13 protein-coding genes are annotated in these 16724 nt (G+C 34.5%); all 13 read left to right on the forward strand.

Annotated features, from left to right (window positions below):
* Positions 1–73: 73 nt before the first annotated feature.
* Genes V4538_15225 through V4538_15285 form a run of 13 tightly spaced genes read left to right on the forward strand, consistent with a single transcriptional unit; the run spans position 74 to position 16723 of the window.
* Positions 74–955 (forward strand): hypothetical protein, encoded by an 882-nt coding sequence (locus tag V4538_15225; protein MES2382397.1) that lies wholly within the window; start codon positions 74–76, stop codon positions 953–955.
* A gap of 1 nt (position 956) precedes the next feature.
* Positions 957–1640, forward strand: coding sequence for a hypothetical protein (locus V4538_15230; GenBank protein ID MES2382398.1), 684 nt, complete (start codon positions 957–959; stop codon positions 1638–1640).
* A complete protein-coding gene (locus V4538_15235; GenBank protein MES2382399.1) occupies positions 1640–2278 on the forward strand; it encodes a hypothetical protein in 639 nt (212 codons plus the stop codon). Before V4538_15230 ends, V4538_15235 begins: the two co-directional genes overlap by 1 nt.
* A gap of 10 nt (positions 2279–2288) precedes the next feature.
* Positions 2289–2678, forward strand: a complete 390-nt coding sequence (locus V4538_15240; GenBank protein ID MES2382400.1) for a hypothetical protein — start codon at positions 2289–2291, stop codon at positions 2676–2678.
* Entirely contained in the window at positions 2675–2938 is a 264-nt protein-coding gene (locus V4538_15245; GenBank protein MES2382401.1) for a co-chaperone GroES family protein, read from the forward strand. Before V4538_15240 ends, V4538_15245 begins: the two co-directional genes overlap by 4 nt.
* A complete protein-coding gene (locus V4538_15250) occupies positions 2935–3699 on the forward strand; it encodes a hypothetical protein (protein MES2382402.1) in 765 nt (254 codons plus the stop codon). Before V4538_15245 ends, V4538_15250 begins: the two co-directional genes overlap by 4 nt.
* 1 nt (position 3700) lies before the next feature.
* Complete coding sequence (locus tag V4538_15255) at positions 3701–3991, forward strand: hypothetical protein (GenBank protein ID MES2382403.1); 291 nt, start codon at positions 3701–3703, stop codon at positions 3989–3991.
* Positions 3992–3994: 3 nt separating this feature from the next.
* Positions 3995–4303 carry a hypothetical protein gene (locus V4538_15260; GenBank protein ID MES2382404.1) on the forward strand — a complete coding sequence of 103 codons (309 nt, stop codon included), beginning with the start codon at positions 3995–3997 and terminating at the stop codon, positions 4301–4303.
* A 2-nt stretch (positions 4304–4305) separates the two neighbouring features.
* On the forward strand, positions 4306–8220 hold the full coding sequence (locus tag V4538_15265; GenBank protein ID MES2382405.1) for a hypothetical protein: 3915 nt from the start codon (positions 4306–4308) through the stop codon (positions 8218–8220).
* Complete coding sequence (locus V4538_15270; GenBank protein ID MES2382406.1) at positions 8217–8654, forward strand: hypothetical protein; 438 nt, start codon at positions 8217–8219, stop codon at positions 8652–8654. The genes V4538_15265 and V4538_15270 overlap by 4 nt, the downstream gene beginning before the upstream one ends.
* A gap of 3 nt (positions 8655–8657) precedes the next feature.
* Positions 8658–9269 carry a hypothetical protein gene (locus tag V4538_15275; protein ID MES2382407.1) on the forward strand — a complete coding sequence of 204 codons (612 nt, stop codon included), beginning with the start codon at positions 8658–8660 and terminating at the stop codon, positions 9267–9269.
* A gap of 3 nt (positions 9270–9272) precedes the next feature.
* Positions 9273–10679: a hypothetical protein gene (locus V4538_15280; GenBank protein MES2382408.1), complete on the forward strand. Its 1407-nt coding sequence runs from the start codon at positions 9273–9275 to the stop codon at positions 10677–10679.
* Positions 10679–16723, forward strand: a complete 6045-nt coding sequence (locus tag V4538_15285) for a hypothetical protein (GenBank protein ID MES2382409.1) — start codon at positions 10679–10681, stop codon at positions 16721–16723. Before V4538_15280 ends, V4538_15285 begins: the two co-directional genes overlap by 1 nt.
* Position 16724 lies beyond the last annotated feature (1 nt).

Below are 16724 nucleotides of genomic sequence, written 5' to 3' on the forward strand. Positions count from 1 at the left end.
CGGACACTAAAAAAGGTGTTAAAAGGTAATCAAAAAAATCATAAAAATGGCAACGTCATTGAAACACACGCAAATGGCTGATGAAGAAGCAAAAGCTGCTAATCAAAAGCACAACTTTGAAAGTTTGGTAATACCTACAGATATATTACCAGAAGAAAAAGAAAAAAAGGTATATAATGTACTTTTTAAATTAATTAAAAAAAGACGAGGTAGGGTTTATTTGGATAATTGTTGTGACAATATACCTAATCCTAAAAATGATGGGAATCCAGAAAGGATATGGCTATTAAATGGTGCAAGAAGTATTTGGGATTCTGATTTAGAATATATCCTAAAAGATAAATCAAGATACGACAGGGCAAGGAGGGGTATGGATATTAAATTTACAGATTCAGTTTGTATGGTTCAAAGTACCGATACACTGCGTTTGGAGTTTATGCGAAAAAATAGTAACAATGTAGGTAAAAAAATAGAGGGTCGTGGTGGTAAATATGATTATTATGAGTATGACCCTGCACAAGAACAGAAAGAAAGACACGCAAAACAGTTAATGAAGATTGGTATAATAACCAAAGTAAATGAAATGCCAACTGATAAAATTAGAAAATTGGCAAGTTTTTTAGGTATTTCTTTTGTTGATGAATTAGGGATGCCTGTATCTGACGAAGGGGTAAAAACAGAATTAATGATTAAAGCAGATACAGACCCAGCTACGGTACAAAAATACATGGATTCAAGAGAAGTAGAGGTTGCGTATTTGGTTAAGAGGGCAATAATTGATGCAAAAATAGATTTGGGAGGACAGAACGGTAACGCAATATGGGCAGGCGGTAAGGGGTTTATAGCAAAAATACCAACCAACAGAAAGCCTTATGAATACCTTACTGAACTTGCAATGACAAATAGTGATGAAGGAAGGAATTTTAAACAGCAATTAGAACAAATGATTACGTAATATGGATGTGAATGAATGTTATCGGTTGATGAGTTATTGTGTGGCAAAAAATCGTTCACAAGGATACTTGTCACCCGATGACTTCAATTTAGTTATAAATCAAGGGCAGCGAATGTACCTTGATTTTTTGCTTGGGGAGTATCAAAAATATTTACCACAAAGGCCGATTGCTGTAGTTGAATTTGGGCAAAATGAAAGAATTAGAGATTCGATAGCTCCGCTTATTTACAATACAATTCTACCAATAAATTCAACAACAGGTATTTCTTCATACCCATCAGATTATGAATATGTAGATAATATGTTTGGTGTGTATGGAAGTTATAATATAAGATTTATTCAGCAGGATAGACAGGATTCGTATCTGCATTCTGTAATTGATCCTATAATACAAAATCCTGTCTATTTAATCCGTCACGAAGGTTTTCAGTTTTTCCCAGATAGACCGTATGGCGAAAACCAAGCCAGAATGAGTTATGTAAGAAAGCCGCCAAGTATAGTTTGGGGTGAAGGTAGAGACAGCAATGACCGACCAGTTTGGAATCCAGCTACAAGCCAAAATCCAATTTGGAGTGAAACGGATATTTTACAAGTTATTATGAGAGCATTGCAATTAGTCGGAGTTAATTTGCAATTAGGAGTTGTAATACAATACGCTAATGAGATTAAAACACAAGGGCAATAATGACAAGACGTGCGTACATAGAAAGAGTAAGAAGATTAATTTATGGTGGGCAACCACCTGCTGATGCTTCTATTACTGTAGGGTTAGTTAACTTCTATCTACCAGATGCCGTAGCCGTAGCCGCAAGAGCAAATTATACCGACAATTTAAAATTAAGTGGAATAGCAGTTGTTAATAATTCTTTTTATACCACATTCAAATCATTATCAGTTGTTGGAGATGAACAGTTTTTATGGAAAATAACAATACCGGAATTACCAATAGGAATTGGAGCAAATGAAGGGGCTAGTACTCTAATATTTAAAGATTCAAGTTCAAATCAATTATCATTCCCTGTTGTATGGTTAAGTGAAAATCAGTTAAGTTTTCAACGTGGGATGAGAATAATACCAAATAAACTTTTAGCTTACCCACAAGGGACTTTTATATACGTTATGAGTACGATAATGCTTAGTGCTTATACAGCACAGGTTACAATGGTAAGTGCAGGTGATAGTACAGATTTAGATAGTGTACTGAATGTGCCACCTGATTACTTTCCAATTATGACAGACTATTTAAAAACTCAATTAATGTTTGAAAGAAGTGTGCCAGTACCAGTAACTAATGATGGTTCGGATATAATTAAGACAACTTAAAAACTTAAACATGAAAAAAGGTCAATACTTATCAGAAAATGGTGATTTAATGAATGTCACTATTATTGATGAAGAAAATAAACAAGTCTTTGCAACTAAAAATGGATGGAATGCCTCATGGTTTTTAGAAAAAGAGTATTCTACATGGAAGGTTGTAGAGAAAATTTATATACCGGATATACCGGCACAAATTAATTCACAATCAAAAACTGAAGAAAATGCCATACAAGAGCCTTCAACAAGCAGCGTATTTCAATATTCACAAGAAGGAACTGGAAAAGAAGGGAGTGAACGTGGAGGAATGGAACAAGGAATCGAAGGGGATGAAATTACCGAAAAAAGTGAAATTGAAAGTGAAGAAACCATAAAGCCTAAAAAAACAAGAAAGAAAAAAGAATGAAACCAATTTTAAATCAGATTATTTTTAAACCATTACCATCAGATGAATTAACTGAAGGTGGATTATTTGTTCCTGAAAATTGTAGAGAAATAAATAACAAAGGTACTATTGTTAATGTTGGTGAAGGAACAAAAAATAAACCAATGCGGTTAAAAGAAGGTATTACTGTTCATAGAGTAAAAGATTGGGGTTTAGGTTTTACAATCAATAATGAACTTTATTTTCTAATGGACGAAAGTGCCATAATAGCAATAGAATGAGCCAGCAGCATATGCCTTATATTTCAGTGGATAGCTGTATTACAGACTATCTTGGAGAGGGGGAATACTCTCAACATAAATATTTTAAATGTTGGCACATAGCATTTAGAGGTATGGAAAATTTAGGATTAGATTTCTTCTATCGTATTCAATCATTAAAATTACCTATTAATTCAAACTTTACAGTAACACTACCTGCTAATTGCCTTAATGTAACAAAGGTTGGAATATTAAACGATAATGGGGCAATAATACCATTATGGAATAATCCAAACATGACAACCTATGCAGACCTATTACCTGATAGGATTGATAAAACTACTGACAATGAATCCTTATGGTTAACATGGGATAATAATACATGGTGTAATACTTGGAATGGTAGTGGATATTCAAATGTTTATGGAGTGCCAAGCGGAGAACCATTTGTAGGAGAATTTAAAGTTGATATTGAGAACGGAGTTATTCTTTTAAGCCAACATTTTAATCGAAATTATTTAATGGTAGAGTGTCTTGTTTCTCCAATGGAAGGACAAGAGTATTATTTACCAATGCAGTTTAGAGAAGCTCTTATAGCATGGATTTGGTGGAAGGATAATAAAGCAGTTTCGGTAAGGCGTGGGCAAGTTGGTATTTCAAGAGATTTGAAACACGATTTTTTTGTTGAAAGAACAAATGCCATCTCAAGATGGAAGCCATCAACAATAATGGATAAATACCAAGTATCACAAGAGCAGAGTAGAGCAGCTATAAAGACTTAATATGCCGTCTATAATAGGAAATACAAGTAGTTCAATATACAGCATCCCTTATAATGAGGGATGTACTTTAGAATCTTTTTCATTGGTTAATAAAACAGCAGGAACAGTAACAGCTAATTTAGCAATAAGAGAAAATGAAACCGATTACCAAATAATACCAGTTAATACACCTATTTATGGTAATCAAATGTATAGCTCTGATTTGGAAAGACAGATTAATGCAGGACAAAACTTTCATTTAATTGTGAGTGGAGCAGTCGATTACCAGTTTTCAACCGGCAAACCAAAATAAAAAATGGCTTTAAATGTATATACTAATTTAACCTATCCTACAATATCTGTTTATGTTGATTTAAACAGAGGTAGTCAAACAAATAGTATATGGGGCATACAGATATTAAATGACCCACCATTTAGAAATGATAGTGCTGATAGATATATATTCGGGACAGTAACAGGGATAAATTATTTAGGAACAAAAGTATCAGTAGGGCAATCTGTAATGATTGATAGGGGACAAGCGATATTAGTTACACAAGGAGGTATTAATTATTACTTGGCAGATGAAACTACAGTTTTAATGACCGAACTACCAGAAGAATAAAAATGGCAAAAGAAGAAAAAAGATTTGGAGGGATAATGAACCTTGACGATAAGCCGGAATTTGTTTTGGCTAATCAGCATATTCACGCATTAAATATTCGCCTGTATGGTGGCGCAAATGGATTGACTGCACAAAATATTCCCGGAAATACTTTAATTGCAAATTCACTTCCGGCAGGCGATAATCAGGCATTAGGTTCATGTTATGATGGGTTAAGACAACGGATATTTTGGCAAAACTGGAATAGCAATGCAAGGAATGGGCTTTATATGTATACTATTAGTACAGGGGTTATAACTGCATTACTTGTAAGTTTTACTAATTCACAAACTGATATATTTGGCTTTGATTTGGATTATCCTATTGCTTCTCAAAACATAATTTACACAACAGAAGAAGATGGAGATATTTGGACTTGGACGGCAAGGAATGACAGACCAAAAGAACTGAACATTTTAGATGCCTTAAATAATATTTATGGTGCAAACTGGTTAGCATCATATCTTGACGTTGAAAAATCACAGCCAACAATACCTATTCATTGTGGGTATGAAAATGATACAGCAGTAACGGTTAATAATTTAAAAGGTAGCGGTGGGTATAAACTAATAAGGGCTAAATATAGGTTTTGGTACGGAACATTTCAAAAATCATGTTGGAGTACCATTAGTGAAATGCCTATTCCGGTTGGATATACTGACCAAGCAATAGATACTGACCAAACAAAGAATTGTCGTATAGGAATGATATTCCAAACTGGTTCAACAGACACAGTTAAAATTGAAATAGCAGTACAGGAAAATTTAGGAGACATTTGGGGTAAGTTTTTTTCAGTACAAATATTGGATAAAGCCGAACTTTCAATACCCAATAACGATACATACATTTGGGCTTTCTATAATAATGAGGCTTATGATTATATAGATGAAGCAGAAAGTATCTTGCAGTTTGACAGGGTTCCAATAAAAGCAAATACACAGGAACTATTAAATGGCAATGTAATTATTTATGGAGGGATTACAGAAGGTTATGACCCTGTAATACCAGATGTAACAATAACTTCCGAAACACAGGATATTTCAGCACCAACAGGCGGTATTTCTGTCTTAGCCACACAACAAGGATTTAATGGGTTATCAACAGGTAATATAAGAATATCTTTAGCAGGTACACCTATTTTCCCGACTGCCGGAATTGGTATTACAGGAACAGCTTCATTTGTGCGTGTAACTGTATTTAATGGCACAACCCCCTTAGATATAATATGCCAAGCATTAGTAGATAATACTACACTTGCTGTATTGATTGCACAACTTTCCGCAAGTGCAACTGGGCAGGGATTTACGGTAGTAAGCACAACTTCAAATAGTATTGTAATAAGCCATGCAAGCCAAGTATTGATGTATTACTATTCAGGCGGTAACGGACGAGATCAAAAGCCAATAGGGGAATCAGTACCGGCAAATGATTTTAGTAGTAAGTACGATTATGCTTTAGCTTATTTCGCAGAAAAATCTAAAACAAATGGGGCAACTACATCAGAGGATTTTAATGTTAGCATCTTCCCAATAACAATGAGTCCAAATGCGTATAATTTCAGTCTTTCAAATATACAGTTAAAAATATACCATAGACCGCCAACATGGAGTAAATATTATCAGGTATTAAGAACCAATAATCTAACCAAAGAAGATTTTGTAAGTTTAGTAAGTGATAGGACTTTTAAGGATGCTGATTTCGCATATATTTCTATTGAGGCTTTGGCAAGATATAAAATACAATACCCTACAACAGTAATATCTTATGACTTTTTGGTTGGTGACCGGATTAAATTTTGTGCCTTATTCAATAATGACAAAACCATTGCACAAATTTATGGTAATGCACATGATTATGAAATAGTAGGACAGGTTGATAATCCTAATATAAATGGGTTGGTTAATGGTGGACGGTTCGTTAAGATAAAATTGCCAACAACAGGTGCAACATTTGATTTTGGAAGTTTTACAAGCAATTCTTATTACTACTATTATATACAATTATATACACCTGCAAAATCAGTGGCAAACAATCTTAATGTATATTATGAGTTTGGAGAAATGTTTGAGATTGGAAATTCAGGTAGTGCCACATTAGCGTTTCATCAGGGCAACTTCCAAAATCAGGCAACCGATTTATCTGCACCTGCAATAATAAACCTAAGAAAAGGAGATGCTTATTTCAGACCAAGAGACATAAGGGCAGGGGCTTTCTTCTTAGCAGATACCGTAAAGGATATAACATATTCATGGGTTAATGAACCTGTATATGAACAAACCATAGAAAATATTCCTGTAGGCACAACATACACAGTTAAAAATACCACAAGTGGTAATACATCTAATCTTAATAATTGGCTAATTAAAACAGGATTGGTTGCCGTTAATTTTAATGTAAAAGGCAAATTAATCTTTAAGTCTTTATTGACAACTGCAAGCAATATTTCCGTTATTTTACAAATAAAGAATGTTGGTGGTGGTGGCGTAAGTTTAGTGGCATTATCAACAATATCAGGTGCATCTAACGGGCAGATACTTGAATTTAATATTGACCAAAATGTAACTATACCTGCAAGTAAAACAGCCGTTATTTATTTACAGGAAAGTCCTGTTAGTTCTCCAACTCCATTTAGTGCAAGTTCAATATCAGGACAATTAACTTTCATAGATACTGAACATGATTTTTTAATAGGAGTTATAGACCCTAATTTTTCAGACTTCTTTGCAAGTAAAGTAAATTCTAATGGTAGGGAATTTGTAGTTAACCCTGATGAAAAACAAATATTTTATTCAACACTTTTAAGGTGGGGTTTAAGTTACCAACAGAATACAAATATTAATCAAATAAACCGTTTCTTCCCTGCAAACTTTGATGAAATTGACCGTTCAAAAGGGGCTATCCAAAGACTAAAAACAAGGGATAGAATATTAAGAGTTTTCCAAAACAGGGCGTGTGGGCAGTTTGGAGTGTATGCAAGGTTTATTCAAAATAATCAAGGACAATCTGAACTTGTAACCACAGACGATATAATAACCAAAAATAATATTTCATATTATGAAGGTGAATATGGGGTAGGGGAGCAATATACGGCTTTAGTCAGTGGAAAGATTGCTGACTACTTCGATGACAGCGTAAGAGGTTATGAATGTAGATTAAGTGGTAACGGAATTACGCCAATAAGTGAGTTGTATAAGGGAGAATTTACGATAAGGAATTATATAACTCCATACAATAAGACTAATTTAAGAACAGATGGGAGCAAGGCTAAAATATTAAAAACGTTTAATTACTTTGATGAAGAAGCAATAACACTTTTACAAGCTACAGCCACATTGCCGGGGTATTGTTTTTCATTCAATGAGAAAAGAAACGGGTATTGTACTTTCCATAGTTTTAAAGATGCAGAATGGTTACAGGATTTTGAAGATAATATTGCTATGTGGAAAGACGGACAATTATGGGTATTAAATATAGGTAATCCTGACCCATCTACTCCATATTGTAATTACTTCGGGGTTCAATATGATGCAAGTATAACCGTAGTGTTTAATGTAAACCTATTGGAAAAGAAAACACCTGAAAGCCTTAGTGAAATTGCCAGTGCTATTTGGGCGTGTCCAGTTATCTATAGCAATGTTATGAGCTATGGTACTCAAAGGCAAGAAACAATGTTAGGCACTTATGATTTTGCCACTTTAGAAGGTGTTTTTGAGGCTGCAATTTTAAGGGATTCATATTCCATAAATGGGATAAACAATGGAGATTGGATGAAAGCAAACTGGTTGGTAGTTCAGTTTATAAAAGAAAGCGCAAGTGAGTTAATTTCATTAGCTGAAGTAAGTTTGATGTGGAAAGACAGCCCATTGACAAACAAATGATTAAATTAGAAAAAATAAGTACATTTGGGTTACGCAATTTGGTAGAAATAGCGTATAAAGGTGATAGCGAATTATTGGATAAATATTGGGGAGAAGATTTTAATTTAGAAGATGCGGTAAATGAAACAATGTGGATGGTTGGTGAAGTTAGTAAAGAAGCAGAAATGAGTTACTATTCAGTTGAATTGGATGACTGTGAAATTGGATATGTTTGCTGCTTTGAACACAATCTTTATTCATTTGGAATAAATATTAATTACAGGACAAAAGATAACTTGGTAGAATTTTGGGAACGGATTAAAGAAATAATGGGGCAAAGTTTTATTTGTATGTTATTTCCACAAAATGAAAGGGCAATTAACTTTTTAAAAACACAAGGGATGAAAATAGTTGATGGAGTTGAACAAAATTGCGTAACACTTTTAAATATATAAACTATGCCGTGGATTATACCTTTAGCAACAGCGGGATATAGTATTTATAATTCTGCACATAATGCCAATAAAGCAAAAAAATCAGAAAATGCTTTAGAAGATTCATTGAATAATACGCCAAAGTACAAACCAAATCAATCAATTTTAGATTACTATGATAAAGCCTTAAATAAATATAACACCAATCCAACAGATACAATGGAGTATAAAGCTACTTCACAAGGTATAAAACAAGGAACAGTTAGTGGGTTAAGGGCATTGCAAGATAGGCGAAGTGGATTGGCTGGTATCCCTACATTAATGGCTAATCAAAATAATTCATTATTAAAAGCGGCGGTTACTGCTGAACAAAGAAAAGCACAGCAATTAGGAGTACTTGGGGAAGCTACAAGACTAAAAGCAGGTGAACAAGGTAAGGAGTTTCAGCAAAATGAAATTTACCCATTTGAGGCTAAGTACAATTTGCTTTCATTAAAGGCGGCAGGAGAAAGGGCAATACAAAGACAATCTACTCAAAACGCTTATAATAATGCTTGGGCAGCAGGAAGCATATTCCAAGATAATTGGGATAATGGTAAAAATATATGGGGTACTAAAAATAGAAAAACAAAGTAATCAATGGCACTTCACAACGCAGCAGGAATGTATAACGGTTCAGCACCGCTTAATCCATTACCCTATGTACAGATAGCTATGGCTGCACGTCAACGTAAAGCTGCAAGGGAAGAAGCCATTGATAAATATTACAGACAATTACCCGATACAATAAATGATAAGAATTTGAGGGATCAGGAAGTACCTATTATTAATGATTATAAAAACAAAATATTTGAATTTGGATTAAAGAACAGGGAGGCATTAAGAAACCCAAAATTAGATAATGGAGCAGCACAACTCACATTGGATAAGTTAATGAGAGAAACAACATCAGTTGCAAGGGAAAGCCAAAATGCAGCAAAGGTTGATTTAACAGCAGGTAAATCATTAATGAATAAGGATAATCAATTTATACTTAATAGCGATGAATATGTAGCTGACCACGCATTACATAATTTACCTGTAACAGACCCAAGACACAAAACACTTGACTTAACTAAGTATGCAGCAGGCAGACCGTATGATGAGGGTGCTTTAATAAAAAGAAATGCAGATATAAAGTATTCTGATGGTACACCTGAAATTTCACAGCATCCAACAGACCCATTATCACAAGTTGTTACTACAAGACCTGTTTTAGATGCAGCAAATAAACAAGTACTATTTGCAAGAGCAGCAGATGATTTACATAATAATCCAATGTTTGCTAAAAAGATAAAAAATGAGTTGGCTCAAACAGGACAGTTACCACAGTTAGTAAAAATAGCACAAGAACAATTCGGGTTAAAAGACCCAAGTGATATTACTGATGAGCATTTAGCAGCAGCTTACGAATATTCATTATTACCAGTTAAGCAAACCGTACAAAAAAGAATTGTTAACACAGAAGCAGTAATGGATAAGAGGCGTAAAGAAGGTATGGAAGATTGGAGAACCAAAAATGCTTTAACGTTTAAACAGAGTTTAGAAAAAATAAGACTAAATAATCAAAACCGTAAAGATGGATTGCCAACAGAAGATACGGGTTATGTTTCTGATGAAGTAGCAGACCAAGCTGGACAGGATATAACAGTTGATTTAGGGGGTAAGAAAAGAGACGTAAGGGTAATATATGTTAACGATGTTGACCCTGAAAGGTTGGATATTATTACCGGGAAAGATTTAACTAAGAAAAAAATTGGAGTTACGCCTATACAAATAAAACAACCTGACGGAACTTATAAATATGGCTATTATCAAGATAAAGGTACAGGTGATTGGGAAGGAGCAGATGGGCAAAAAATAAGCCGTGAGGCTGTAAAAGACAGATATATTAGCAAGGTATCTCCTACTAAATTTAAAGTACAGGTAGGAACTAAAGGGAGTGAAAATACAAATACACCAAAAGTAAAAACAACAACTAAAAGCGGGCTTCCCGTATTTCATTAATGCCGGAAAAATATTTATATAAAGACAAAGTATTGCAACGTAAAGATGTTGAAGATGCAGCAAAGCAAAGCGGCATGGATATAGATACTTATAGTCAAAAAGCAGGGTTAAAACGGGTTAATGATAACTACAATTACAATGGTAAAACCATATCAGCAGAAGATGTTTTTGATGCTGCAAAACAATCAGGAATAGGGTTTGATGATTATATACAAAAGGCTAAAATTTCACCTATTGAAGATGTAAAAAAAAAAGAATTTGGAAACATATCTGGCACTTCATCTTCCCCTACATTATCACAATCTCAATTAAACGTAGAGATACCTACAGTTAGTCTTGAAGATAATCAAAAAGATATTTTTACTTTATCAAAAGAGCATAATGATTTAGCCAATAAAACTATTGAGGTAGGTGATACTGAAACAGGTAGTACTATTGAGCCAGTTGAAGGAATGGCAAATGCTAAATTTGATAAGGAAGGAAATGCTTTACCAAGAGGCGGTAGAAATCAAGCCAAAGATTTAAAGGATTACATGGTTAATGAAAGGGGATCAGACCCCGTAGATGTTTATGAAGAAATTAAAGATGTACCGAAAGATAAGTTGGATCAACATAAAGATGAATTGGCTGATGATAGAGAAACAAACACTCCTTTATACCAAAGAAAATTAGCACGAATTAAGTGGGAAGATGGATTGGATAAGGAACTTATAAAAGGATTGGAACAAGGTGGCGTTTCTCCTGATGAATATAACAGAGTAAGAAATAATATGGATTTAATTTCCGATGAAACAGGGAAAGGAGATTATACCAATCAGCGTGGCGCAGTTAAATCATTAGCGCAAGATATTCAACTTTACGGTGGAGAAAATAAAGATAAATTACTGAAAGATTTTGCAGTAGAAGTAAGTAAGGTTTATGGTAATGCCTACAACAATAATTTTGATAAAGTTGCAAGCGATACTCCCGAAAGTAAATACCTGAATAATGATGAACAATTAGCACTGCAATACATTAAGGATATTGCACCGGATAAAGCAGGACAATACGATAGGTTAATGATTGACCCAAAAACATTAAAAGATAATCCTGATGCCTTAAAAGGGTATAATCATTTAAAACAAACTCTTGAAGAAACTGGAATTGGATTACAGCAAAATTCAGTAAATGAAGAACTAAATAGCCTTAGTAAACAAGCAGAAGAAAATGGTGGTTTAAGTCCTGACCAATTACAGATGGCAACGGACTTGCAAAAAAAGAATGAAGAACTTTCACAGAAGCGAAATGAACTAGATAAAAAATACCCTGATAGAATTACTGATAAGGTAGATGATGCAGTACAGGAAATATTAGGACAACGTGCAAATTTTGGTGGCAGATTCATGGGTAAGGTTACGCAAGGTGTTGGGCATACAGTTGAAGGTATGTGGAATTTAGTTAGTCAACCGTTCATGTCCGATGCAAGTAATAATCTTACAGAACTTGGAATAATGGGGGCTTCAATTAGAGAAGAAAAAGACACCCATTTAACGGATAAAAATAAATCTATTCAGGATAGTGAATTAATTATTCAGCCAGAAATAAAATCACAAATTGATGCAATAAAAAATGACAAGAATTTATCTTATGAACAAAAGGCAACAAAAATTACAAGCATATTAAAAAACAATCCTGATAAGTTTGGCAGAGTTTCAATACAAGGTGGCAAGTTTAATTTTTCGCCATCAGCAATACTTAATTCAGTTTCAGATGTTACAGCTTCATTAGTTCCGTTTATTGCTATGGAAGCAGCAACGGGTGGCATAGGTGGTGCAGGAACAGCAGCAAAGATGTTTAGGACAGCAAACGCAGCATTTACAACAGGATTTTATGACCACCAAGCGGAAGGAATAAAAGAAGGTAAAACCGGAAGTGATTTGTATAAATATGCTGTAGTATCAACATTGATAGATGCAATGGCTATTGGTGGCGCACAAACAGCATCAGAAATAAGGGCATTGGCAGGTAATAAAACATCAGCAGCTAAAATGTTGGCTTCGTTATCAGATAAAGAAATTGAAGCACAGTTAGCAAAAGGCGTAGCTAAACCAATAAAGGTGTTTGGTAAGAACATAGAGCCGTTTTTAACCGCAACAAAGGATAGATTGGCTACTACACCTAAAATGTTTGCAGAAGGCTTAAAAACAGGCGCAAAATTTGAATTAGCTACCACAGCAGCAAATGAATTAAAGCATCAAATATACAATACCGATATTGATAGAGAATTAAATTTAAAACATTCAATTTTAGGTGGCGCAACTTTTGGAATAATTGGTGCAGGTTTAGGACAGTTAGGCTATAAAGCACCAAATGAATTACAAAGAGATTTTATAGTTAAGTTTGGTGAAGACCCTGATTCATTTCATGCAATTAATGACAAAATGAAAAAGGATGGTGAAATTACACAAGTAGAATATGACCACCGGAAAACACTAATAGAAAAATCAGCAGAAGCATACAAGGCACTTCCCAAAGCCAATGCAAAAGGAAAGCCTTTAACCGAAAAAGAAAAAGGAGAATACCTATACAATACCGTTATAAAAAATGAAGGTAATAGTGCAAAATCAAATCTTCCACCAAAGCAAGCAGAAAAAGCAGAGATAACAGCAATGGCGGCTGACCATGCTAACGATTTAATTCTTGACCCAAAAACCGATAAGCAGTTAGAAAGTAGAAAAGGATTTTTAGAAAGAAAATTAGAATTAAATCAGTTAGGAGATGAAAATGCTATCCATCTTTCAGATAAGGAATTGATAAGTGTAAAAGGAGAACTACAAGCAGTAAATGATGCTATTGAACACAAAAAATCCTTTGAAAAAGTAGAAATGCAGCGTAGGGAAATAACCCCTAAACCCACTGAACTAAGTACAGAAGCCAAGCCTGATGTAGTAGGTAGTGAAGAATTGGCTAATAATGCAGATTTGATGCGTGATATTTTGGATGAAACTAAAATCAGTAAGGATGCAAATACTTTAAATTTTGAAGAACGAGATAATATTCATCAGGGCATTAACGATTATGAAACTGGTAAAATATCAGGAGAGGAATTGAAGAAAGTGTTTATTGATAATAATGTTCCCGAAGAATATCTAAGTAGAAAAATGGTTGAAAATGGGATGGCTAAAAATTTAGAATTACCACAATCAACTACCGAACCAATAACAATAAGCAATGAAAATACCCAAGCAAGTACTGAAAACACTGAACCAAACAGTGCAGAAAAAACGAGCGTTGCAGAACCAGTGGTTAGTGAAACTACACCAGAAGCAGGAATAGGGGAAGAAAAAGTTACAGGCATCAAAAAATCAATAACAGAAGCTATAAGGGCTGAAAGAGGATTACCAAAAGTAGAGTTGCCTAAAATGGGTACTGATATTTCAAATTTAGAAGCAGCTAAAGAAAGGGTTGATAGTGGCAAGTCGAATCCATTGGATATTATTAACAGGATACTTGAAGATAAAAACGGGTTTAAAAATCACGATGAGTCTTTTGATATTCAGTATTACGCACATCAATTAGAAAGACATAACGAGGACTTAAATAAGCAATTGTCCGAGGCTGAAACACCGGAAGAAAAGGCTGCTATAGTCGGACAAAAAATGCAGTTAAGTGATAAAGTTGATGCCCTTACAGAAGCTACAAGAATAGCAGGTAATACCGCAGGTAAAGTGCTTAGTTCTTTTGCCCCTGTAATTAGTTTGAATACCGGACAAATATTTAGAGAAAATAAAGCCATAATAAAAGAAGCGTACGGTGGCGAAGTACCAAAAGAAGTTCAGGCTAAATTGGATGCTCTTACAAAGGAAAGGGATGAAGCTATTGCCGCAAAAGTAAAACTGGAAGAAGAACTAAGGCAGAAAATGGCTCAAAAGGGCTTTGAAGAAATTAAGAAACGTGCAGCAAAAACAGCAAGAACAAAAGAAACAGCAGAACAACTTAAAAAAGAAGAACAGGATTTATTGCAGCAATTGAAGGATGCAGGTAAAGCAGACCCTACAGCACCCAAAAGAAGTGGGGTAGCATTAACAGACAAGCATGTTGTTATCATTGGTAAATTAGCTTTAAATTACTTTAAACAAGGCGTTAATGGGTTAGAGGCAATAATTAATAAAATACATGATGCCGTAAGGGATGAAATAAGTGGAATTACCAGAAAAGATATAAGGGATTTGTTGGCTAATTATGACCCGTTAACTATTGAAAAAGAGATTGAAAGGCTTAATAAAAAAGCTGACCTTTTAGAAAATAAATTAACACCACCATCAGTTGATAGTAAAGGTAAGCCAACAGAAAAAACAGATTTTGGCAAGCAATCAAAAATAGAAAGGACGTTCAGAAATAATACCGAATGGACAAAGGCAAATCAGCGTGTAGCAAATGCTGAACATAAGATGAAGATTGAAAAGCGTAAGGCATTTGAAAGCCAAAAGAATTTATATCAAAGAGGTTTAATGTGGTTAGGTAGATTAACAAGGTTATCTGTTTTATCCGGCAAAGCAGTATTGGCTAAATTAGCATCAGCAGCCGTTATAGGAGGTGCAATAAAACGTATTCCTGAACAGGCAATAGGGGCTATGTATAGTGGTGCATTTAAGGGTATTGCAGAAAAAGCACCAATAGAAGGATATGTTAACGCTAAAGCAGAAGCTAATTTTTATAAAGAGTTTTTTAATCCTAAAAAGTTTGCACAAAATTCTTGGCAAATATTAAAATCAGGAACAACCGATTTAGGTAAAAGGCTTGGCGGTGCAGAATACGAGCATGTACCAGTTTTATATTTACCAACCGATTTACACCAAATAATAAAAGACCCATTAAAGAGAGGGGCTTATGAAGCATCATTAAGAAATGGGCTTGTTTGGGCTGAAAAACAAGGATTGGATATAAATGACCCATTGGTAATTAATTCGCTTGAAAATGCAGCTTATAAAAGGGCGCAATACGAAATTTTCCAAGAGAGCAATAAACTTTCAAGATGGTTTGTATCTCAAAAGGCATCATTAGAAAAGAAAGGCAATGCAGGAGCAACCGTTAAGTTTCTTGTTGACTTCCTAATACCCGTAAGCACGGTTCCTGCAAATCTGGTTCGTAGGGCTGCAACTACTTCCCCTGTAGGATTAGTAAGAGGCGGCGCAAAGGTAGTAGAGGCATATAGAAAAGGTATTGAAAACCTATCCACCGAAGAAGCAGAAAGCATAATGAAGCAATTAAAACAGGGTACATTAGGTACAGCATTATGGCTTGCAGGTTGGTTTGGTTATCAAAGTTTCGGTGGTTTATATAGTCAGTTCAATCCAAATAAAAAAAGAGAAGAAGGAGATAAGGTAAGTGATGTAATGATAGTTAACGGCGAAGAAATACCTAAACCAGTTCAACACGCATTGCCATTAGAAGTTATTCAGGTAGCAGCAACAGCAAGGCGTATTTATGAGAACTATAGAAAAAATAAAAATGCAAGTACACCGGAAGCCTTGTTAAATGCAGGATTAGGTTCTATTGGTGCATTGGGTGAACAAATACCAGTTATTGAAACTCCAATTCACGCTGCTTTGGCTACCCAAGACCCACAAGAATTGGATAAGTTTAAAGAAGATATTGACAGGAGAATAGTACCGCAAATAATAAGGGAAGAAACAGATAAAACAAAAGGTTCTAATGACTTAAAGTATTTGGATGACCACCAACTAAAAATAGTGGATATACATAAAGAATCATTACAGCCTGTTAACTCAAAAGGTGAAAGGGTATTTGTTACCCCTGAATTATTTAAAAAAGTAACCGATGTAAGAGAAGAAAAAATAAAAAAAGAAATTGCAGATGCAAGAAAAAATGGCTTTGTTATTTGGGAAACCGGAGAAAAAATACCTGCCGATAAGATAACAAAACCACAATTAAGATCATGGTTAATGGGAGTATCAACAAAGGCTAAAAATGAAGCAATTAATGAAGTATTTGGAGAACAACCAGAAAAGGAGGATAAACCAAAGGTCGAAACATATCAATAAA

It is taken from the genome of Bacteroidota bacterium, from assembly GCA_040388375.1.
Classification (GTDB): domain Bacteria; phylum Bacteroidota; class Bacteroidia; order UKL13-3; family UKL13-3; genus JAAFJM01.

What these genes read in the sequence shown, in the direction of transcription:
- V4538_15285 (MES2382409.1), top strand. Translation starts at nt 10,679, where the DNA reads ATGCCGGAAAAATATTTATATAAAGACAAAGTATTGCAACGTAAAGAT.
- V4538_15250 (MES2382402.1), top strand. Translation starts at nt 2,935, where the DNA reads ATGAGCCAGCAGCATATGCCTTATATTTCAGTGGATAGCTGTATTACA.
- V4538_15230 (MES2382398.1), top strand. Translation starts at nt 957, where the DNA reads ATGGATGTGAATGAATGTTATCGGTTGATGAGTTATTGTGTGGCAAAA.
- V4538_15275 (MES2382407.1), top strand. Translation starts at nt 8,658, where the DNA reads ATGCCGTGGATTATACCTTTAGCAACAGCGGGATATAGTATTTATAAT.
- V4538_15255 (MES2382403.1), top strand. Translation starts at nt 3,701, where the DNA reads ATGCCGTCTATAATAGGAAATACAAGTAGTTCAATATACAGCATCCCT.
- V4538_15265 (MES2382405.1), top strand. Translation starts at nt 4,306, where the DNA reads ATGGCAAAAGAAGAAAAAAGATTTGGAGGGATAATGAACCTTGACGAT.
- V4538_15260 (MES2382404.1), top strand. Translation starts at nt 3,995, where the DNA reads ATGGCTTTAAATGTATATACTAATTTAACCTATCCTACAATATCTGTT.
- V4538_15280 (MES2382408.1), top strand. Translation starts at nt 9,273, where the DNA reads ATGGCACTTCACAACGCAGCAGGAATGTATAACGGTTCAGCACCGCTT.
- V4538_15235 (MES2382399.1), top strand. Translation starts at nt 1,640, where the DNA reads ATGACAAGACGTGCGTACATAGAAAGAGTAAGAAGATTAATTTATGGT.
- V4538_15270 (MES2382406.1), top strand. Translation starts at nt 8,217, where the DNA reads ATGATTAAATTAGAAAAAATAAGTACATTTGGGTTACGCAATTTGGTA.
- V4538_15240 (MES2382400.1), top strand. Translation starts at nt 2,289, where the DNA reads ATGAAAAAAGGTCAATACTTATCAGAAAATGGTGATTTAATGAATGTC.
- V4538_15245 (MES2382401.1), top strand. Translation starts at nt 2,675, where the DNA reads ATGAAACCAATTTTAAATCAGATTATTTTTAAACCATTACCATCAGAT.
- V4538_15225 (MES2382397.1), top strand. Translation starts at nt 74, where the DNA reads ATGGCTGATGAAGAAGCAAAAGCTGCTAATCAAAAGCACAACTTTGAA.